This window comes from Pseudomonas sp. 2822-15 (genome assembly GCF_002742515.1).
Taxonomy (GTDB): Bacteria; Pseudomonadota; Gammaproteobacteria; order Pseudomonadales; family Pseudomonadaceae; genus Aquipseudomonas; species Aquipseudomonas salomonii.
This window is the reverse complement of the sequence record NZ_LJRY01000170.1, coordinates 1-20,650: the sequence shown is the minus strand read 5'-3', so window position 1 is coordinate 20,650 and position 20,650 is coordinate 1. Positions and strand designations below refer to the sequence as shown.

Sequence of the window (20,650 nt, the reverse complement as noted above, 5' to 3'; positions counted from 1 at the left end):
AACGTGATCTGTTGATGAATGGGTGGTAGATGGAGCTTGTGTGGGGCACAGAGGATTTCCTGATCGCAGGACAGCCGTACCGGGGATTTCCGATTCTGCTATGGGACTCGATGGAGAGCTGCACTCACGCCAATCAGTTCTTCCGCTTCTACCTACTTCGCGGAGACATCGGCTCGGAGCAATCTTGGCCGAGTACAGGGCGAGCGCTGTACGACTACTTCAGCTTCTTGCAAGCTCATGATCTTGATTGGCGAGATGTAGACCGTGGTGAGGCCAAAAGCCTCGTGGCTGCCTACAGGGACTACTGCCTGATGACGTGCGAACTGGCGCGCAACACTACTCGCCAGCGACTGACGTACATCTGCAAGTTCTACGAGTTCGCCCTGGCGAAAGGTTGGGTTAAGCGCCTACCGTTCGGTCACGAGGAGCGGATTGTAATGCGCGAATCAACCTTCCTTGAGCATGTTGATGCCAGTGGTGGCAAAGCCTTGGTGAACGATGTGATGCCGCGTCGTCACAAGCCCCTGCCCAAATTCCTAAGCATGTCTCAGACCAAATCACTTTTGGCCGTATCGGACAATCCACATCACAGAATCATGATTCAGCTGGCTCTGCGCACAGGCATGCGTCGTAACGAACTGGCGACCTTCCCGGTGGCGTACGTTTTCGACCCGGACAAGGCTGGGCGAACCGAACGTAATCTTTGCATTCGGCTTGATCCTTTCGACGGTAGCGGCATGGAGACCAAGGGTAGCAAAGACCGAGATATCCGTATCAGTCGCAAGTTCATGGCCGAGCTCTACCGCTACGTGACCAAGCTGCGCGGAGAGCGAGCTTCTCTAGGTAAGGATCAGAAAGCACTACTACTCAATCATCTTGGAGAGCCTTACGGTAGCGCCGGCAAAAGCCTGAACCGGATTATCAGTGAGACAGGCAAGCTGGTTGGAGTCGAAGTCCACGCGCACATGCTGCGTCACACCTACGCCACACACACTTTGGTAAACCTTCAGCGCAACCCGCAGAAGGGGGTCGAACCTCTGGTGTTCCTTCAGCGACAACTTGGCCACAGTTCGATCCAGACAACCATGATTTACCTACATCTGATCAACGAAATGGCCGATGAGGCAGTGCTGGCATATGACGATGAGCTCAACGAAATGGCGGTAGCAGTCTGATGGGGAAACGCAAGGTGTTCACCAAGACTGACCTCAGCATTCCTCAGGTCGAGCACAGTCTTGATGCGGCAGGCAACGTGGTCATCTTGCCCGAGGTTATCCCTCCGAATAACACTGTGGTTACGTTCGGGCGGAACACTACCAATATGAGGAAGTTCGATTTCAAACGATGGTACGGCGCAGGAATCGACGTCATTAACTACGCTTGTCAGCGTCAAATAGAGCGTTTCCTAGCGGGACAAGACGGCACCTTCTCAGTTTCTACCGTGGTGAGCTATTGCAACACTGGGTTACGGCATTTTCTCGACTACTGCATACTTCAAGCGACGGCTTTTGAGCGTGATTTGACTCTGAATGATGTGAACCGAGGCCTAATCGATGGCTACCTTGGCCATCTATCTGGACGAGGTACAGCGACCACCAACCAGAAAAACTCCTACTCAAAAACCAAGCCAGTGCTTCTTGCTCTTGCACATCGAGGACTCTTGCGGTTAGTGACATTCGGCGATGCAGCTACCTTCCCGACCAATCCGTTCCCCAACATCAACCGCAAGAGTAAAGGTGAGACAGCCCTCTCGAAGCGCGAGCGGCAAGAGTTTGCAGCAGCATTGCGACAGGCCGTCAGACCAGTGTGGGTCGACCGCTCACCGATAACCAGCGACCTGCTGGTATATGTTTTACTGGTTGTAGCTCTACACACCGGGCGCAACACTACACCCTTGCTGGAAATGGGCCGCGATTGCTTACGCCCCCATCCCAAAGACGATGCCGTGTTCCTCGTTCTATGGAAGCGGCGCGGTTACAACACTAGCAAAGTAGCTCTACGGGCTGAGTCGAAAGCCGAGCGTGTTCTGGAGGCAATGCCAAGCGTCAGAACTAACGTGGAACGTTTGATCCGTCGGGTGATGGTCTTAACTGCTCCCCTAGACCCTGAAGCTCCGGATGACCTCAAAGGACGCGTATGGCTCTACCGCAGCCGTAACTCAAGATCAATCGGTCAAGTAACAGCGCTGCAAGATCGAACAATCGGATTAGGGATTGATCGACTTGTGGCCGAATATGGCTTGAAGGACAGTGGGGGAAATCCACTACGCATAAATATTTCCCGCCTGCGTAAAACCTTTGCAAACCGCATTTTTGATTTGACGGGCGGCGATCTATCGACAACCGCGTCTGCTCTCGGCAACACTCCACGGGTAGCCGACCAAAACTATCTAGCGCCGAGCGAGGACTCCCGGCGAAACTGGCGATTCATGGGAGAGGTGCTGGTGGAAGAGTTGCTGACTGCAACCATCGGTGCGACTTATAAGGAAAGTCCTCTAGGTCGATGTGCCGATCCCGTAAACGGCCAATTCGCCCCGAAACGTGAGGGCGCGACATGCATGAACTTCATTAACTGCCTGCGTTGCAAACACTACGCAGTGACCGCCGAAGACCTGCACAAGCTCTTCAGCTTTTACTTCCGGGTGCTCACGGAGCGCTCCCGTATGGACAAGCGACGCTGGGCGCGGGAGTACGCTCATATTCCTCGTCTAATAGACCATTACATCATTGCCGAGGGGCTTCGCCGTGGAACCTTCAAGGCGGCAGCTGTTTACGCTGCTCGTGAGCGCGCTCGCACCCAACCACACCCCTTCTGGTCAATTGATCTAATCGACAGCCTGCAGGTCTTTTCATGACTGACAGCACCTCGGAACCACCATCTTGGGTGTCCATTACCGCTCAGCCTAGCGATGTGCGCGGACTTCCGGAATCAGAGCTCGACAATCTGATCATCACCACAACCCAGGTTGATGGAGAGTGGGTCATCCTCAGCCAATACGGTGACGATTTTTGGCAACTCAATGGTATGCCTACCAACGTCCCGATGAGTCGGAGGCAACTGAACTTTGGCATCGTACCGCCAGCGTTTCGGGCGGTGATGAAAGGGATGGTTTATCGCTACATCAGACGCGGTCGTCGTGATACGAATCAGCCTAAGGGAGGGACGATTCGCTTCTTCTTCGATAATGCAATGCCATTCTTACAGCATCTAGATTCGCTAGGGATCGAACATTTAGGCGCGGTAACGCCCATGATCGCGGCAACCTATGTGGCGGCCTGTAAGAATCACAAGAACGCAAGGTCTGGCAAACCGCTATCGACAGAAACTCTACGAGCTCGCTATAGGGCGGTAGAGGCAATCGCAGAGCTAAGCCTCTACACCAACGACCGAATGCCGCTACATCCATGGCCCAGCACCTCCGCAAAAGCGATGGTAGGAAGTATTGGCATAGTCTATGAGGGAAAGACGCCGCTGATTCCCGACGACGTATTCTGCACGCTGTTCGAACAGGCCTATCGGCAAGTTGAGCGCGGTAAGCTGTTGCTCGATCTACGCGATGATATGGATGCCGGCGCGGCAAAGTATAAAGGCCAAAGAGATTTCGGCTTAATACGAAGCAAAAACCGACATTTGAAAGCTAATGGCTGGGAGGGGGGCCTGAGGGCATTCAATAAGTCACTGACAAGCCTTCGTACGGCCTGTTACATCGTCATAGCAGGCACCTCAGGTTGTCGCAATCACGAGTTGGCCAACCTGCAATCAGGATCACACCACCGCACAGAAGACGACGAGGGCACGATCTATCACTGGATGCGCTCAACGTCTGAGAAGACCGATGAAGGAATTCATGACTGGATGATTCCGGAGGCCGCAGTGCGCGCCCTGCGGATTATGGAGCGGTGGGCGGCGCCACACCAAGCGATGATCGCCAGCGAAATTATTCAACGACGTCGTATTCAACCGAACGACCCGAAAATCTCAGATGCTTACAAGCACCGTCACTCCCTGTTTCTAGGCGTGGATCCAAAAGAGGATAATCAAGTCCGCACGCTGACTAATACCAGTTGGGATGGCCACCTCAAGACATTTGCCACGGACTGTGGGTTGAGCTGGCGCCTCGCAAGCCACCAATTCCGGCGCAAGTTCGCGAACTATGCCGCGCACAGCCGCTTCGGCGACTTGCGCTACCTCAAGGAGCATTACGCACACTGGTCACTGGACATGACCCTCGGATACGCCATGGACGAAAGCTGGGGACAGCATCTGGATCTTGAACTGTACTCGGAGATCCAAGATGAGTTGGAGGACATCAAACTCGGCGTCGTCGACAACTGGATGGGCGATGAATCGTTGGCAGGAGGCTATGGACGCTCCATCAAGGGGTGGAAGCGGGAGCCGGAGAACCTGCTGATCTTCAAAGATCGCGCCTCTATGCTGAAATCCATTTCCGGGAGTACAGCCATACGCAGCAATGGCCACGCCTGGTGTACAGCGGACAATGACGGCTGCGTTGGCAATACCCTTGAACGCACCCGCTGCACTGGCTGCGACCACTCGGTGATCGGGAGTATCCACGCCCCCATCTACCAGCGACTCTACGATGATCTGAAAGAGCTGCTGCTCTGCAAGGACATTGGCGAAGGAGGTCGCCTACGCGTGGAGCGCGACCTGAACCGCTGCCGGGAGGTGTTAGTGCAACTGGATATGCCTCCTGAGGATCTGAGTGCATGAAGAGCAAGGACAAATCATCCAACTACAAGCCTGCTGTGGATCGAGCGAAGGATCTGAGGCTAGCCATCTATGCGATCCAAAAAGGTCGGGCTCGTGCCGGTGAAACTAAGGTGACCATCGCAGCTGTGGCCCGTGAGGCCGGAGTATCGACGGCGCTCATCCATAATCATTACCCAGCAATCGCTGAGGAGATACGACAGATCCAGGGGCGATCTAGTCGTGCCATGCGAGATGTAAAACATCAGGATCTGATTGCCGAGCGTCAGAAGTCTAAGGGCTACCGTCATGAGATTGAGGAGCTTCAGGCCAAGCTCGCCAGACTCGCATCCATCAATGAGGTGCTGCTGGACGAGAATCAGACGCTCAAAGCCAAGCTGCGAGAGCGCAACGTGGTTGGACTTGTTCCATCCACCCACACTAATAAATCTCGCATCTGACGAAGTCCTCCGCCAATGGAGATCAACCAGATCCGAATATCGGTCGCGGTGGGCTGGCAGTTCCCCGCCAAGATCCAGACGTAAGGAACTACCACATAAGACTCATACCTGCGGCTCCCAAATACTGATCTTGAACCAATCAGACATGGGGCCGCTGGCATGGCTTTTGTAGAAGGGCAAGCGCCCTGCATGGATACAGGCAGAGGAGAGAGTTCATCAAGAACGTAAACACGCTAAACACGTTTTAGACTACGCCTCACGGCGGCAAAAAAATCAATATCGAGAAGATCAGACCCTTGTAGACCGAGACCTGGGAAAAGCCTTGATGAATAGGTAGTGGCACCAATTATCCTGGTTGAATCTGTATCCATAAAGAGAGGCAGCACCGCCCCCCTCAGCTATTGCATAGTTAAATGCGCTCTCTCCCCGAGAAGGCAATGCATCAGAGATCGAGGTTTCCGTGCTCCTCAAAGTGGTCAATCAGCCTCTGCCGATATGCATCGTAATCCTCCGTAATTATATCATTGCCAAATAGTTTACCTGTCGTAAAAAACTTCTTTACTACTTGCTGCGTTTCTTCAATTTTTGCATCAACGATTCCGAGTAGGTATTTTGCGATGTAAACTCGGCAAATATATTGAAGAAGAACTGCTACAGCTCCTGCAACCCTCCCGGTGACATCAGGTTGGCCAGCAATACTCAGGCGAAGAACACCTGTATGAGCAACCGAGTTACGCAACACATTAAAAAACTTCAACCGTAACGCAACATCTTTCCCGGCGTCTTTTGGATACATCTCAAACATAGAGAGGAAGGCTGTAAGCTTTGATAACGCTGAGTTGCTCGATAGATTATTTGTCCGAGACATTATATCCTTGATGAGAAGTTCATCCACTTTTGCGTTGGTCAAATTTGTTTCAAAAGACTGCAGTGCAAACTTAATTTTATCTTTCACTTCTGGCGAATAGCGGTTCTCTCCTGAGGTACTGTGCCATCGCGATACCAGCCCATCCAGCGCCGCCGAACCCATAGCAAGCTTAACTACACCCTCTTGGCTATCGCGGGCCAGCGACAAAGCGTAGAGGGCATCGCCCCCGCCGGCTGCTTGCATCGCAGGTAATAATGTCCAATCAACCTTAGAACCCTTCGCGAAAAAATCATCGCACACGATAGGCAAAGCTGGACTGAGTTTAAAGTCCGGTGGAGAATCTTTATCTAACGCTACGCATGCGCCGGTTAACAATGAGAGAATCAAGGACAGATCAAACCCTCCATTCACCCAAGGATTGTCAGGCATAAGAACCGATGGCTCATCCAAAGCGGGATGCTCAGTGAGCAATGCTGTGACATTCCAATCACCAGAGACTGCCGCTTTTTCAGCGAAAGTACGTTGCAGCCCTGACGAAGAAAACTTCTTAGCAAAGACTAGCTTCTTAGCCTGCGCAAAACTTCCACCTATTAACTCTTGGGGCACATTGAACTCATACGGGCCAAAATAGAACATTCCCTCACGTTGCAAATTATGCTCGAAATTGTAAATACTCCGTAATCCTGGCTTCATACCGCCCTCCTATTAGTTGAATTGCAGACGTGCTTGTGACTACAACAAAGCGCAAATGGCAGCTCACTTTTAACCCATCTCCTGTCAGCCGTTTTATAAATTACGCGTCATCAGGAGAGTCTATAGTTAGGAGTTAGCGCTGACATCGCTAGAATGGCCAAGAAAAGCTGCGACTTTTCTATGCTATAACCCTGACGGTACTATTCCGCTTAAATCTTCCAGCGCCAAAAAAACTGATTGAACCGATCAGCGCGAGGCTGCCGTATTGCGCCATGGACTACATAAAACCTGATGTATCCAGGGTTATTCGGCTCATCACTAAAATCAATCCAAGTTACTCCATACGCTTTATTGATGGCTAGACCAAGCCCTTTCAATAAAGATGGGCCAATTTTATTATTACACAACTTAGGAGCTAACCCCCAATGCCCTAGTATTAGCACCCTTTCTTTACGCATGACTACCATTTGCCGCAGATAAGCAATCGTCACTCCGTTCAAAATAACATAAAGGTCGTTGAGCACTTCACATTCGCCTAATCCCTTCGGTAAACGTGCAGGAAATACTCGAAGTGGATTGCTGTCAGATTCCGACTCATAAGCGCATTCAAGAAATCCGTTCTCAAGCAGGCGCTTTACTTCATCAATATATTGTTGGTTCAAAACTGTCTTCCTTGAGTGTTAATATAATAACTGCATTGCCAGACACTGAGCCATTACTCGTTACGTGCTAAATCCAACAATACACTCCGGACGTGCATAAATTCATCTATCCAGAATCAGACAAGTCGCTCCTGACACAAACTTTGTTCGCCACATAGGCTAAGTTCCCTTTCTGAGCCGATTCTCAAAAGCAAGTCGCAGACTAGCACAGGAACATACGCAATTCCCATGGGAACCGAATCCTCTGTCAGCGCACATCATGTAGTCGCAGGCTATGCGCCTCTTCTCGGTGTGAAGGGAGTGCTGATTAGCGAGGGTTGAACCCAAATTCAACACTCGACTGACGCCACCATAGCAAAGGTGTCAGGGCGAGTGTTTGGTGGTGCTGAAAGTATCTGTAAAGCGCTGACTTAGAGGGACTGGAAAAGTGTTTTCGAGTAGCTCAGTTTCTCAAATTTATCAGTTCGAACAACACCGCTCCCCTTGTCAAACTCCATAGGACAATCCCTGCCTGGACATTCCTTCCAGCTCCTACATACTCTCATCTCCATCCAATCCAAGACGGGCTTAAGCGATGGCATGGTTTTTTTGGAAAGACAAACGCCCTGCATGGATACAGGCAGAAGAACGAGAGTTCATCAAAGCTGTGAACAGCCTGAAAACGCTGCAGACAACGCCTCGGGGCGGCATGAGGATTGATCCTGAAGAACTCAGAGATCAGATCCTGGAGTCACGAGAACGGTACAAAGATCTGGTGAAGCGATAGCGATGCCGAAGTGTCAACTGGCTGGGAGCCTTGACTCAGCTGTTCACGCAAGGGCGGAATTGGTGCGTGCTCAGTCCGAAAGCAATTTGTGGCACTGTCAGCGGTGATGGAACGGTATTCATCCAGCGACATATCAGTACCATGGCGATCTTTGAAGCCTCCATGGTAAATGGGGTATGAACCCCATGCATCATCTCTTAAGCACTGGAACCACTGCCGTAGAGCCCTCGCAGCCAAAAAAAAGCCACCAGCGCTGGCGAAGCCAGTATTGATCACGGCACCTTTACACTCAAAACTAATCATCGGACAAACCATGAGCAAATTCGTGTTTCAAGTCACCCCTCAGAATCCAGAACTGGGGTCAGTAACTCCGCACACCATCACGAGCAAATGTGATTATTTGCGCCGTCACTTCAACCGAATAGAAAGGGTTTACCAGGAGGAGTCTGACGAGCTGTTGATAGCCTGCCAATCAGAACAAGAACGAACAAAAGATCACGAAGATGACAGCGAGCACAACTACAGCTACTCAGACGCCATACGAGAGATAGAGTTTTTTTCTCTTCGAATGCATAGGTACTCGGCAATCCTTGCGAGCTATGCTTACCTAGAAAACAGCATGAGCAAGCTATGCGGTAAATACTACGAATCAATGGATTTACCTCTTAAACCAGAAGAAGTAAGGGGTGAAGGAATAGTAAAATTTAGAATCTACCTTGAAAAACTGGCCAAGATAGATCTCGAAACCGTCAACAAAAACTGGTCTCACCTCACAACTTTGAATCTCATCAGGAACTGCATCGTACATGCAGATGGCGACGCAAATCTGATCAAAAACTCCTCGAAGCTCATAGGCATAATTAACAAATCCAAAAATTTGAGCTTTATCGAGGAGCAGCTCATCATGATGGACGCTTCTTATATAAGCTCAACGGTCGATACCATACAGGGCTTCCTGCTTCACCTATTCGAGGCAGGCCAATGATGTATACGCGCTTTCTTACACTGGAAATTACCTCCGTCTGACGCTACTGTTTTTCACATAAGCTTCAGCACAGCTCGGAATGCTGAAGAATGCGTCGCTTGCCGGCTGAGGACATATACTCGACATGGAGATCCTCACTCCCGACGATGAGGGCCAGCAGGGGCCTCCCGTCGACTCGGTCAGCAGCCAGTATCCGCCACTCGCTAAGATCAATTGATGATGGCGTTGGATGATTTTGGGGATGGGTATGCCACTCCCCGATGTATCGCACCAGGCCATTGCTATCCTTCCACCTTTTCATGGCCCGGCGATGATGGAAGTGGGGCATGCGCTCAAAGAGAAACTTGAAGCGCCTATCCCAGATCGAGGGTTCGGTCGCCTCAATAATCTCCAAATGCTCGCCACGAACGTGACCGAGCAATATCCCCCCTGCCTCCTTCGAGTCGAGACCCTCTTGGATGTATCGACTGAAGACCTCCAGCGGCTGGCGATGCAGATACACCAGCTGCCGACTGCCGGGCACAACCCAGGTCGTCACGAACGGCATGCTGGACATTCCAGATGCGGCAGCGGAGAGCAATCGGGGGTTGCTGGCTCGTAACTGTGATCGGTCAGCCGGGTTGAGAGCGATGGCCAAGGCTTGTCTCCAACCCAAGCCAGCGCGGTATCCAATGCCAAAGCGGCAGCTTGAATCGACACCGATGCAGGGAACGGTACGTAAAGTCCTTCACATCCCTGCCCCGAGAAGATTGGCTGCACGCCTCCAACGACAGACAACAAACTACCTTGGCTATTTGCATCAGTAAGGCATCGGTAGCAACCCTGCTCAGCACGCTGCTTGATCAGTGAACGAACGGCGACGCCCGCACCCTCAATCCAAACGTGCAAAGTAGGGCAGGATGCGGCCTTGACGAGCCAATGCCCAAACGACTCCTCCCCTGTGGCATCAATGATTAAATCGAGGCCGCCCAAACACACATCCTTGGCGTCGCTGGCAAAGGCACACACCTTGGCAGTTGGCATGGATGCCTTGAGCTCGTCTGCCAATGCAACTGCCTTTTCCCGGAAGAGGTTATTGAAGCCAAGCCGATGCCGACCGAGATTTTGAGGCATTAGGATGTCGTTATCGATCAGCAGGAACTCACCGCCCCCTGCTCCGGCCCCGGCTTTCACCAACATCTCGGCGAGAAAGCTGCCGATTGTGCCGCACCCAATCAAACCTATGCGCCTGCCCGAGAACGTGGCCTGTCCTGGAATATTTCGTTCGCTCAGGTATTTATCATCGAGGCGCAGCATCTGTAGAGGTTGAACAGGACAGTCGAAAATTGGGAGGCGCTGATCAGTGGAGCGCTGGTCATCAGGCCGATTGCGCTGAAGGTCATGGACGATAAAGCCGTAGCTATAACCTGTTTTTTCGGACTCAATGACGATCAATATACCCCCAACCTCCTCCCGGTACGCGGCGATGATCTTATCGCGTATCTTGCGTTTGCACGCGTCATCCATTTCATGTTGCCAGTCGAGGATCTGACCAACTGTTTTAGGAGGCCAATTTTCCTGCAGCGGTCTTGGAGCTGCGCTGGAGGTAATCATCGCAATATTCGCCGGGAACTTCTTAATCGTCCTACCAGCACGAGCAAACTTAAGCCGGCTTCGCGCGACATCGTCAGTGAGCACATACATCTTGGTGTCCGATAACTGGAGCATCTCCACTAGGCCGGACGTACGCCGCTCGATGTCATGAAAACAGTAGATACCATCCCAATAGACGAAAAACTCTTCCTGCAGATCTTCCTTCATTTTTCCGGCGAGAACCAGCTCAAGCACCTCGGCAGCCTGGAGCAGAGACGTACGGGTTTGTCCTACTGGGTCAAAGATATCGATGACCTCGGTACCGGGGGCTGCGTAACAGAGATAGCCATCTGGGCTCAGGTGAGGGACGAGCCGAGGAAGCGCCTTGGGTACACCGGTAAGCCATAGCTTGAGAGGCCTTTCAAATAAGCGGTCTATCCAAACCTCGCATTGGACAACCCCCTGAGTGGCTGTCGACAATTCTCCGGTCATCACCAGCCACCCTGCGTTTAGCTGAGGATCAACTTTGGTAAATCCCCAGCCAGTCATATGACGCAGCACCTCTGGCATAGCGTCCATGAATTCAGCCTGCCTTCGTACGTTTTACAGGCTCTGCGGGGCCAGCGAGAGGTGCAATCGCGGCCATGGACGCCGGTATGCCCTCAGAGTTGGATTTCATGCGATGAGGAGCATTTGGGAATCGGTCGCCGAGCATCCGGTGCAACCAGACGTAAGCCGTCTCAGCGTCAGTTGAGTTGATGGCGCCTTCCAAGTGAGTTGCGAATATCTGGAACTGCTCTACTGCATCAGCAATATTTTCCTTGAGCATGTGAGCGGTTAGCGATGCCTCAGGATCGATTGGGCTCATGACGCCGTTTTGCAGTGCAGCCGGGATTCCCTTGACCACGTTGAGCAGCGCGCGGTCATCCCGTTTATCGACGTATTCGAAAAGTGAACAGGACATAGCCATGAGAAGAATCGAGCTAGGGCCCTTTTCTTCCCATTGCTTGTCACGGAATGCCTTGAGGTAACGAACGACGCGGATGAGTTGATCGGGGCCCTTATCCTGGCACTCCCGTTTGAACCAGTTCTTCATGGCCATTGGATCTGACTTACGCCAACCCTGATTACGGTCAGCCAAAAGGATCCTATCAGATGGGAGCGTTTTCCAAGTGTCTCTTTCGGAGTTAATCGCGCTGTCAAATACGACCTGCCCACGATTTTCCATGCTGGACTTGATCAACAGGAACAGCGTGTCCGGGATCACGTAAAGGGGCAGATCGATGTGGGCATAGAGAGAAATGGTCACCCGAACGCAGGTGTCCTTACTCTCAATTTGCCAACCCCTTTCGGCGCAAATTTGGGTAAGGACGTCAACGACAGCATCAAAGAACAACGCAATCGCAAGTTTGGGGCTGGTCTCTTCCCGCATCACACTCAACGGAAGATAAACACCATCATCGATATCCGACTGCTGGGGCGGCGTAGTGCAAGGGCTGTTGAGGGTTTTGTACGACCGTGATCCTTGAATGTAGAACCGAGGGGGACAGATCTCACCCTCCAAGCCTTTTTCACGAAGCACCCGAGGCAGGTCAGCCTTTAGGGCCTCTCTGATATCTTTACGAGCGCCATCGATTTGTGCGAGCTCATCGGCAGCAAGGTTGAGTTCATCAAGGAAACAGTCTTCCCCGGTGGTAGTGAATAGCAATGTACTAAAGTTTGGCATGAAGCCTCCGCTCAAGCGCGAGATGAACGGTGCCTCCAGCAATTGCTGACCTTAACATCAAGACTACCAAGCGCCTCCGCGCTCTTGAATCTCGTCACTGCCACCCTACGCCTACCACGCAATCCAAAGGGTGCAGTCCTTCCCGGTTTGTCAGCTAGCATGCTCGATGACACGTGCGAGATGACATAGTGCCACCCCACCACATATAGATCAAGCACCTACAAAAAAACACCATATATAGTGTTGGTTAGCTGACAGAACCGTACGGTCGTGTTTAGTCGCTCACTCAAATGCTCTCAGGCCTTAGGCCTGGTGAATGTGACTTGCCCTGCCGTATTGAGCCCTTCTGTCCACTTACGGTCAGTGAAATAGGTGCCGTCCATCACTAACCCGTCGCCAGTCTCTTTGACGAATACCCGAGCCGCCCCGGTGTGCGTGTTCGAGTCAGTAGCCACTGGAACCTGGGTGTAATTGATGTACATGTAGTTCAGCTCAAGGAGGCCAATCTGATCGCTGGGACGGACGGAGACGCTGATCGTTTTGGATTCGGAGTACGGGATGTCCGAAGTGAACTCCATTTTGACGCTAAACAGACGTGCTTTGATCTTGACCTTGCCCTGAACTATACAAAGCGAAGAGCCGTCACCCTGCCCAAGCCATTTCTGCATGACCCCCCAATTGGATTGCAGTTTCATGTTCCACTCCCCGTCGATGGGCGGGAAAAATTTGCGTACAAGAGGCAGCTTGCACAGCCATACAAACACAGGGGTCTGGCCCAGGACGAAGAAAAAGGCAGCAACGATCCCTACAGTTGATGTTATAGGCCGATAAAGATCGGCTAGTGACCCAGACAATATCTCTGACATGTCTCTGAAATGCAGCACCAGGAAAACGACCAGGCATGTAGTAGCAAAGTATCCGAGGGTCTTGGTGATCCCTATGACTTGATACATTCCCTATCCTCTATATGTAAGCATCAAAGCCCTACCCTATACGCTCACGCAGCGGGGCGCTACGTACGCCTCCAGCCTGTGACCAGGAGAATACGCTTTCGCGACGGCGATTCTGTTTCAGCCGGCATGGATTACCAGCGCCCATGGGTCGACTTCAACAAAAAGGCACGTCGCAAGTGCCTTGCAAATCCTGGATTTCGATAGCTCACCGGGCTAGCAAGTTAACTGCCGCTCAATCTGGATGGATGTTGCGGATATCGCAGTACACAGTGTCATCGTCGTCTTGCTCCATGCCAGGCATCCGCTCAATCTGTGCCTGGTTTACGTCTTGCAGCTCTATGCTGCTGCAGGTGCCGCATCTCTGCTTCCCATTCAGCTAAGAATTGCTTCCAATCCTTGGCATAAGGCCCGTCAACCAATCGGGTCGAGCCGATGCTTGCCTGATGAAAACGCTCCCTCCAGGGCTGCGGAATATTCTGCTCTGAAATGATGTCGATTCCGGAGTGGTGATGCTGCACCGGAACCCGATCACGAACCTCGTTGAGATCGAGTGGCTTATCAAGGGAGGGCCTGCTGTCTCTTTCCCTCTCGTAAAGGTTATCGAGGATGGTAAGAAGTTCGTATGCATTCGGATCACCAGGGCGGTGGCTGGCGAGTGCCCAAAGAGCCCTTCGCCTAGTCGTCTCAAGCTCGCAGAGTTGATCAAGGGTCATTTCAGCTCCCTGCAGGTTGGTTGAAGCTAGGGGATGATTATGGCGTGCCGCCTTCGGCGGTGCGCTGTCGTGAACCGAGTCTTGGCAGGCCACGTCTCGGCCCATCGGGCTGAAATCACGCCTGCCTGCTCGCTCCGCTTGCTAGCAACTGTGCGAGCACCTGCCGCCGGCGAAGTGCGCATCAAGGTAAGAGCACTCGCGCTGAATCGTGCCGAACCGTTGACGAAAATATCTTCCGAGTTTCAGCATTAAAGCAATGGCGTCCGTTGTGGCCGCCATTACACTATGATCTACGTTACACAGAAGAATTAGGTGCTTGCCGGCTTCTCACATTCAACGTTTGCTGACGAAGCACATGCTCTAGACGCTTTGTCAAAACTGTCTGGAGCGTCCCGTCACGGCCTCTGGCAATTTTCAGGACAGCTACTAACTCACGATAATCAATCACGTGAAACAGTTCGCCGGTTTCGCGCATCGCAGAGGCAGCAGCCTCATATACTTCATCCCAGTTTTCAGCAAATAGCTCTGAAACGATCACCACGCAATGCAATTTATCGGACAGATCCACATTTAGGACTTTGCCCTCGCTTGAGCTGATCTTGCAGTTTCGTCGAAGCGCTTTGGCTGCACCTACGAGCTGCGTTCCCCCTTTAAGAGCCTGCTTTTTTACTCCAGAGACCCGCCTTGCATGCGCCCTGGAGCCCTTTGAGGCAAGCATCGCGAGATCTTTAGTTTCAATGAGAACATTCCCGTGGCTGGAAAGGGCCAGAACGTCCGTCAGCTCTCGGGTTTTCTCACCATTTTCTACGGCAGGACTCTTATAAAGCTGTGCCGGGTAAACGGAGGAGAGTGCCGCCCACACTGAGTTCTCCAGCATCCCCCCCTCATCTGGATGATCAACCTGGACAGTTTGATATGTACCTATACCCACGTACGACAAAAAATTAGGATGCCAGTCGACAAGCTTTACGGGGATTTTCACAGCTGCTAACTCAGGATTTTTCTCCGCCGTACTGTTTTCGTACATTGCTTCATTGAAGATATCTAGAAGACTTTCACCAAACTCTAGAACGCTTCCGGTGTAAAGCCTAGTGGCGGGCTGAAGATGTTCGGAAGCTTGTTTTGAACCCTCCGGGGCAAGAGATCCTGGCGACCAGCCGACGCAGTGATCCATCTCATTAAACAGAAAAAAATTCACTTCACCACAACTCAAGACCTCTATGAGTGCCTGGTGTTCTTCAGCATGTGCCTGAGGTCGAGAAACAATGAGTGGTGTATCTGGAGCGTCGTGAATAATGCCTGCAACGCAGACTTTATTTTCGAACACACCTATCCCGATTTCCAATGAACAGCCCACCGACAAAGCTTTTAAGCTGGTGAAGGGGGCCTTGATCAGAACTGATGCACCATCGTTAGTGGGTATAAACCATACTCCTGCTTCAGATGAATACATTTCTTGATGGATTCGTGCGCTTGGCATTATCAAAAGCAGGATGCTCCTTCAGCGTTTAGTTTGCGGCTCACACCAAACAAATGGGGAATTTAGCTCAACGACACCGCAATAAGGAGGTAGTGAGGCCATTTCAGGGCTTCCCTGCCTGGCCACCGGCAAGGCATCGATAATGGCTAGGTGAATCCGGACGTGCAAGTCTGCAACTGGCATCAATTCATCGTAACCTCAGCACACCTCAGGCCTTGTCGCTTCTCTGTCGGGTTCCTGCCGTGTTGTGTCATCAGCAGCCTCTTCATCATGAGCCGTACCAATCATCTCATGGAGCTTAAAAATGAATACGAACAACACGTCTGACCAACCTCGTGTGCTGAGTCTCGAAGAATTCGCAGCTCTCATCCGCAAAATGCGGGAGGTGTTTCAATGGTCACAGGAGACTCTGGCCGAGCTTTCAGGCTTGAACGTACGCACTGTACAACGCGTTGAGAATGCCAAGTCCTCAAGCGCTGACACTCGACGTGCGCTTGCAGCTGCTTTTGAGATCGAGGACATCGACGCCTTCAACAAGCCCTTCGACATACCCACAGAAGAGGAGTTGAGAGTAGAGAAAGCCCGTATTGAACGCGACTACATCACCTTACCGGCACAGCATCTGATGACTGGACACCAACTCGCTAAGCTTGCGGAAAGCTCCACAGTGGATATTTCCCAACCCGGATTTGAAATGCAGCGTGACGCCCATGAGGTCTTTGCGTCGCTAGTGGACTACTTTCGCGACTACAGAGATTGCGCCAGCGATTACTCAGAAAGCACAAAATTTGCTGTGTACGACGAGATGCAGGAGCTGATCGTTGAACTACAAAGGCTTGGGGTATCTATTCAATATGCTACTCGCAAGGTACATCTGAAGGTGTCTGGCGAGCAGTCAGAGGCGAAGCCCTTGACCGTCCAGATGTCTTACCTAATTGCTTTCGAACGAGGTAAAGCACCAGGCGAATTTGCGGTGCAGAAAAAACTGGATTTTCCATTCTGACCGAAACTGCCACAAGAAAGGATGCTTAATCGACGCAATGCGACAGTTCGAACGAGATGATGCCCTTCGGGCTGCTGCGGGGGACACAGATGCCTTGCTAAGAGTGCAAAGGCGCAAGGACGTTCTGAAGTGGAATGCCCCTGAAGCGAAGAATAGCGTTGCAGAGCGCCACGCCGTTTTGGTCTAACCATGAGGCAATTGAAGCAACGCGGTCAGCTAATGCTCGCCAAATTTTAGAAGAAGGTGCGTCGTATTGAAAAAGAGTGAGCTCCCAGTCAAAACCTGCATGACCTGCGGCCTTCACTTCACATGGAGGAAGAAGTGGGCGCGCTGTTGGGAAGATGTGCGTTACTGTTCGGAGCGCTGCCGACGCAGTAAACTTGCTAAATGCTGAGCAAAAAAAGGGCCATCATAGGCCCTTTTGTACTCAAGCCAAATTCACTTGGTCAACCAGGACTCAACAGTCGCGAAGCCATGTTCTGCTTTCCAAACCTTCAGCGTTCTATGATTGCCACCTTTGGTTTCGACGACTTCACCGGTGTGAGGATTTTTATAAACCTTCAACTGACGAGGCTTGCGGCTGCCGGCTCTAGACTCGACGGCTGGAGCGCGACGGCTGGCTTGTGGGTCAAGCAGGTTGATAACGTCTTTCAGACTGTAGCCATATTTTGCGAGCAAATCGCGTAGCTTCGTTTCGAATTCAATTTCTGTCTTAAGGCCAGCATCACCCTTCAGCGCTTCTAGCGCTTGAAGCTGCTCTGCCAGGTGTTTTTCGAGTTGGCGGAATTCTGCGAGTTTGGACATAAATTTTCTCTCCTAGTTGTGATCGAGGGTGATATCTAAACAATATCCTAAATTCACAAGGTCGGAACGTTAACTATTTCCATATCACGGATTGGCGTGACATCGATTTAACTCGTCGAGTGCCATTCTTTCAGAAACTTCCAAGCTAGAGGTGAGGTTTCGCCACAGGCAAGACCAGCCATGCCCGACGAACGATTTGCGACTCATGACAAAGGCTGCAACTGCCTCGGACTTGGGCTGGTTATCCCTGTTTGGAAGACCTCAGGTAAGCGACGAATCCGGCCCAGTTATGAGCCTCATATTTCTGCAACATTCGTTTAGGAAGCTTGATTTGGGAAACCGTCCAATTGATGCACTCTTGCCATTCAGGCTCATCAAGAATCTGCCGCCCTGTGAAATATCGAACCTCGTCCTCGGCAGTGTTATAGATTAAGAAAATACGGTCAGGGTTCGCACTCACAGCAGATCGACTAAGGCCTCGCTGATTGTTCCAGTTTTCGCCACTCTTGATCTGAACTTCGAAGTAGCGACCTTGATTCCCGACAATCCCGTCAATCCCCTTGTCGTCGACCAGCGAGGGGAACACGTCAAACCCTTCGGCAAGCAAGTATCCCCAGATGGCGAATTCGTTCCGTTTGCCGATAGCGAGCTTGTTTTTGACCTCTGTTTTCAACGCCATGTCCTTACCGCATCCATCCAGTTGAAACGAATACTACCACCGCTTAAGCTGAGCGATACGGAGGTGGAGCATTGATTTTAAATCTTAGCAAGCAAGGCTGTGCGGGAGGTATAAGAGGGTACCGCTCAAACCTCCTGACCGCCCAGCTGCTGTGCTTTTCTGTATTCCTGTACGTCGCCTGCAGATATCAGATCGTAACTAACAAAGGCCCTGGCTAACGCTCTTTGACTGCTTTGCGTTTGATCCCATCGGAAGGTAGAGCAGGCTGAGGGGTCACGACATGCCAATAGGCCTCATCCCCCTTGATGTAGCGACTTGCCTTCTCCGACGCAGGTACCTTTTCGTCCCAGGAAACATACCAGTAGCAGTAGGTTACGGCCCTAGTGATCGCGACGTAGGCTGTATACCTACCATGAACTCTGAAAGCTCATCAGCGCTCAACCCGGTACGCAGAACGCTATCCCACTGCTCCAGTGAAGCCGTTTTGAATGTCCGTAGTATTTCGTCGATCAGAAATCTTCTTACGTAAATGACATGCTCGATATGCTTTTCTATTCTGTAGGCAGATGGGAAGCAAAATGCCTGTGTATTCATCAGGGTAGAGATCAGTCTCCTAAGGCTGACCATGTGCTGGCCGGAAGTCACTAACGGAGAGCGGCTAGAGATCAATCTGGTGACTGCAGTGTGAATACCAGGATCATCCTCTGGAAAGCGTCCCTTGTACGCATGGCTCCATGCCAATGCGAGATATCCCAGAGCCTTTGTCAGCGCTGGGTGTGATGACAAGGCCAGGTTGATCTCCTTGTCCCCCATGAACTCGTCCAGAACACAGCTCTGTATGATCTGATTGACTTGTGCGTCAATGCGCTCATAAATGTTGGACGTGATGGTAACGCCGCGCTCTTCGAGGGCTGAGCCAAGTAACGATTGAACAAGCTTTGGGTAGTCTATGAGACCACCCAAGCTATCCATATCATCTGTCAGAAGCTGAAGAAACCCATTTGGTGCAGTCTTTTCCAGTTCTCTGACTAAACTGATTTGAATCTGCGCGGCTGCTTGGACTCGGCGGTTATACGCCCATTGCTCCAGCACGAACCGATTGACAGCTGCGTTCAGACCAAGACGGACGAATAGGCTGTCGTTATTTTCTGATTCACCATCAACAACTGTTCGCCAAGCGCTGATAGCTACCAGTCTTGCGAGTTCATCGCGAATCTTGGCGTGAATGGGCTCTATGTATTCGGGAGTCGCGGCCTGCTCAAGCGTTAGACCCTTTGGTGGGTGAAGGCGCGCTTGCCGTTCAAACCTGAAAATCAGCTGTTGAAACAGCGTCAGGGTGCTCCAGGCCCTTAGCTCCAGAACAGGCATTCTTTTTTTATTGGAGAAGCTATTATCAAATAGCGTCAGCAGATGAGGGAAGGTTGCGATGTCTTGCTCAGGCAGGCATTTCTTGAGCAACTGGAAAAAATAATTCCGTAGCTCGATTCCCGTTGGAGTGCCGTTCGGTTCAGTAACAGGCTCTTCACGGTCTTCAATCCCGTACAGCCTGGACTTCAGCTCCGCTTCCCTTGGCCCGTTAGGCGAGATCATCTGAGCGTAGGGGAGACTTATATGCGATTCAGTCAGCCAGTTGCGATTTTTCATGCTCATCAGGCAATAAAGTCTATCGAGCAGCCGCAATTCCCCTTGCGTGCCTGGGATCGATGACTTGGAGTCGATAGACAAAATATCGACGATGGCTTGCGTTAAAGCGGACGGCTCCATCGTCTCTAGTATCTTGTTATCTTGGGACTGGCGCGCAACTTGGAGGGTATCCTCGTTGAGCGCACACTCGTTAACGCTGAATGTGCGGCTCATGTCCACTCCTTGTGTTAAGTCAGTGCAGGTAGGATGCCGTCGTCGTTGCGCGTTTTGAGCCGCGTGCGGGCCCCTTGGATCACGCGTTCGCCTGCCTCAGTGCTCCGGTATGCGTTGACTACGCCGCCCGCTATCATAAGCCCGTCCGAGAAGGTCGGTGCCCGCCCGGCATCGACGTAACCCTGCGCCATTTCTATTACGACTTCGCGCTCAGAGCGTTCTTTCAGTGCTTGATGAAGGTGCCAGAGCTGCTCGCCCTGCCTGATGACCAGCTTGGATTCTGCTAGGTACCCTTGCGATTTTTTGCGCATATTTCACTCCAAATAACTGTGAGACGTGCCACCCCAGAGAATGGGCGTCACGATACCCGAGACTCGGGTGGAGTGACTCTCGCAAATTGGCTTAAGCGATGAAACAACGAAACTCCCGCGAAATTTTGTGACCTCGCCAAGGAAGGGCAGGAGTGCTAGAAAGTGATCGAGCATGCTCCTGATATGCCCTCGCAGAAATGGCGAATCCTGCAATTCCGCGAATACCTCTTGCATAGTTAAACGGCGCCCACTTTTACGGATCAGCCCGTTCATACTCGCATGAATGGATAAAACTAATGATCGCCGCAGCACGTTTGTCCCTACCAGCGATCCGTAAGCGTACGGGGAATACGCCTTGCGTAGATCAGCCAGGCATCCACTGATGCGGCAGTAGATGCTCGATCTCACTA

The 20,650-nt window shown here is 51.6% G+C and carries 19 protein-coding genes; 7 read left to right on the top strand and 12 right to left on the bottom strand.

Annotation, left to right across the window (positions count from 1 at the left end; all coding sequences use genetic code 11):
* The first annotated feature begins 29 nt into the window (after positions 1–29).
* The 4 genes from AOA59_RS06015 to AOA59_RS06000 are packed head-to-tail and all read left to right on the top strand — an operon-like array spanning position 30 to position 5,168.
* Complete coding sequence (locus AOA59_RS06015) at positions 30–1,175, top strand: site-specific integrase (protein WP_099486415.1); 1,146 nt, start codon at positions 30–32, stop codon at positions 1,173–1,175.
* The gene (locus tag AOA59_RS06010) at positions 1,175–2,854 is read left to right on the top strand and encodes a hypothetical protein (protein WP_099486413.1); all 1,680 of its coding nucleotides are present in this window, start codon (positions 1,175–1,177) and stop codon (positions 2,852–2,854) included. Before AOA59_RS06015 ends, AOA59_RS06010 begins: the two co-directional genes overlap by 1 nt.
* Positions 2,851–4,731 carry an integrase gene (locus AOA59_RS06005; RefSeq protein ID WP_099486411.1) on the top strand — a complete coding sequence of 627 codons (1,881 nt, stop codon included), beginning with the start codon at positions 2,851–2,853 and terminating at the stop codon, positions 4,729–4,731. Before AOA59_RS06010 ends, AOA59_RS06005 begins: the two co-directional genes overlap by 4 nt.
* Positions 4,728–5,168, top strand: coding sequence for a TetR family transcriptional regulator (locus tag AOA59_RS06000; protein ID WP_099486409.1), 441 nt, complete (start codon positions 4,728–4,730; stop codon positions 5,166–5,168). Before AOA59_RS06005 ends, AOA59_RS06000 begins: the two co-directional genes overlap by 4 nt.
* Before the next feature lie 442 nt (positions 5,169–5,610).
* Here AOA59_RS06000 and AOA59_RS05995 read toward each other — a convergent pair whose 3' ends face one another.
* Entirely contained in the window at positions 5,611–6,729 is a 1,119-nt protein-coding gene (locus AOA59_RS05995; RefSeq protein WP_099486407.1) for a hypothetical protein, read from the bottom strand.
* 209 nt (positions 6,730–6,938) lie between these two features.
* Complete coding sequence (locus AOA59_RS31940; RefSeq protein ID WP_143522759.1) at positions 6,939–7,391, bottom strand: hypothetical protein; 453 nt, start codon at positions 7,389–7,391, stop codon at positions 6,939–6,941.
* Between the two features lie 1,079 nt (positions 7,392–8,470).
* On the opposite strand from AOA59_RS31940, the gene AOA59_RS05980 reads away from it, so the two are divergent.
* Positions 8,471–9,142 carry a hypothetical protein gene (locus tag AOA59_RS05980; protein WP_143522758.1) on the top strand — a complete coding sequence of 224 codons (672 nt, stop codon included), beginning with the start codon at positions 8,471–8,473 and terminating at the stop codon, positions 9,140–9,142.
* 64 nt (positions 9,143–9,206) lie between these two features.
* Here the strand turns inward: AOA59_RS05980 and AOA59_RS05975 are convergent, their stop codons facing one another.
* The 6 genes from AOA59_RS05975 to AOA59_RS31935 form a co-directional block, all read right to left on the bottom strand.
* Positions 9,207–9,689 (bottom strand): Mov34/MPN/PAD-1 family protein, encoded by a 483-nt coding sequence (locus tag AOA59_RS05975; protein WP_099486400.1) that lies wholly within the window; start codon positions 9,687–9,689, stop codon positions 9,207–9,209.
* Positions 9,677–11,293 (bottom strand): ThiF family adenylyltransferase, encoded by a 1,617-nt coding sequence (locus tag AOA59_RS05970; protein ID WP_099486398.1) that lies wholly within the window; start codon positions 11,291–11,293, stop codon positions 9,677–9,679. Before AOA59_RS05970 ends, AOA59_RS05975 begins: the two co-directional genes overlap by 13 nt.
* A gap of 4 nt (positions 11,294–11,297) precedes the next feature.
* Complete coding sequence (locus AOA59_RS05965) at positions 11,298–12,440, bottom strand: cyclic GMP-AMP synthase DncV-like nucleotidyltransferase (protein ID WP_099486396.1); 1,143 nt, start codon at positions 12,438–12,440, stop codon at positions 11,298–11,300.
* Positions 12,441–12,736: 296 nt separating this feature from the next.
* Positions 12,737–13,393 (bottom strand): hypothetical protein, encoded by a 657-nt coding sequence (locus AOA59_RS05960; RefSeq protein ID WP_099486395.1) that lies wholly within the window; start codon positions 13,391–13,393, stop codon positions 12,737–12,739.
* Between the two features lie 305 nt (positions 13,394–13,698).
* Positions 13,699–14,106 carry a hypothetical protein gene (locus tag AOA59_RS05955; protein ID WP_099486393.1) on the bottom strand — a complete coding sequence of 136 codons (408 nt, stop codon included), beginning with the start codon at positions 14,104–14,106 and terminating at the stop codon, positions 13,699–13,701.
* Between the two features lie 295 nt (positions 14,107–14,401).
* A complete protein-coding gene (locus tag AOA59_RS31935) occupies positions 14,402–15,559 on the bottom strand; it encodes a hypothetical protein (RefSeq protein ID WP_143522757.1) in 1,158 nt (385 codons plus the stop codon).
* A gap of 331 nt (positions 15,560–15,890) precedes the next feature.
* Between AOA59_RS31935 and AOA59_RS05945 the strand changes: the two genes are divergently transcribed.
* Positions 15,891–16,589 carry a helix-turn-helix transcriptional regulator gene (locus tag AOA59_RS05945; RefSeq protein ID WP_099486389.1) on the top strand — a complete coding sequence of 233 codons (699 nt, stop codon included), beginning with the start codon at positions 15,891–15,893 and terminating at the stop codon, positions 16,587–16,589.
* 253 nt (positions 16,590–16,842) lie between these two features.
* Entirely contained in the window at positions 16,843–16,983 is a 141-nt protein-coding gene (locus AOA59_RS05940) for a DUF2256 domain-containing protein (RefSeq protein WP_099486387.1), read from the top strand.
* A gap of 44 nt (positions 16,984–17,027) precedes the next feature.
* Here the strand turns inward: AOA59_RS05940 and AOA59_RS05935 are convergent, their stop codons facing one another.
* The 4 genes from AOA59_RS05935 to AOA59_RS05920 all read right to left on the bottom strand — a co-directional run bounded on the left by AOA59_RS05935 (position 17,028) and on the right by AOA59_RS05920 (position 20,240).
* A complete protein-coding gene (locus AOA59_RS05935; protein ID WP_099486385.1) occupies positions 17,028–17,393 on the bottom strand; it encodes a histone-like nucleoid-structuring protein, MvaT/MvaU family in 366 nt (121 codons plus the stop codon).
* 241 nt (positions 17,394–17,634) lie between these two features.
* Positions 17,635–18,072 (bottom strand): hypothetical protein, encoded by a 438-nt coding sequence (locus AOA59_RS05930; protein ID WP_178076244.1) that lies wholly within the window; start codon positions 18,070–18,072, stop codon positions 17,635–17,637.
* A 372-nt stretch (positions 18,073–18,444) separates the two neighbouring features.
* Positions 18,445–19,929 (bottom strand): hypothetical protein, encoded by a 1,485-nt coding sequence (locus tag AOA59_RS05925; RefSeq protein WP_099486383.1) that lies wholly within the window; start codon positions 19,927–19,929, stop codon positions 18,445–18,447.
* Between the two features lie 14 nt (positions 19,930–19,943).
* Positions 19,944–20,240: a hypothetical protein gene (locus AOA59_RS05920; RefSeq protein ID WP_099486381.1), complete on the bottom strand. Its 297-nt coding sequence runs from the start codon at positions 20,238–20,240 to the stop codon at positions 19,944–19,946.
* Positions 20,241–20,650: the final 410 nt, after the last annotated feature.